1 protein-coding gene is annotated in these 632 nt (G+C 46.0%); it reads left to right on the plus strand.

The genetic code is table 11. From position 1 onward, the window contains the following. Nucleotides 1–632 (plus strand): condensation domain-containing protein (locus ACTJKB_RS30895; protein WP_440838041.1); only part of this gene is annotated, 632 nt, incomplete at both ends.

Below are 632 nucleotides of genomic sequence, written 5' to 3' on the forward strand. Positions count from 1 at the left end.
TCTGGACGGCAAAGCGATGTGCGGGGAATCGAAGAGATCGTCGGTCTGTTTATTAATACGATCCCGGTGCGTGTAGCAAGCAAAGCAGGCATGAGTGTACTGGGGCTGCTCAAAGACATGCAACAGCAAGGGTCGGAAAGTGAACAGTATGCGTATTGTTCGCTTGCAGAGATTCAAGCACAGACGGAGCAGAAGCAGCATTTGATTCAAGTGCTCTATGCGTTTGAAAACTATTATGTGGATGAGAATAAGCTAACCGATTTCACATACGAGATTACGTCATCCCGTGACCAGCCTCCATATAACTTGACGTTATGCGCATACGAGTCGGGAGAGAAGTTAGTTTGTGAAATGCTGTACAATCCGAATATGTATGCGAATGAGGACATTGTACACATGCTTGCGCGGCTCGAACATGTGCTACATGCCTTCGCCGTAAATCCAGAAATGAAGTTGTCTGAACTTGAGACGACAACGGAAGAAGAAAAAGAGCAGATACTAGGTGCATTTAATGATACAAGCTTACCGTATGCCAAGGATAAAACGATTCCAGCATTATGGGAAGAGCGGGTGGCTCACACACCAGATGCCATCGCTGTTGTATATGAAGACAACGATGTGACATATGACGC

Origin of the sequence: Paenibacillus sp. 22594, assembly GCF_052044425.1 — a bacterium.
GTDB lineage: Bacteria > Bacillota > Bacilli > Paenibacillales > Paenibacillaceae > Paenibacillus_AQ.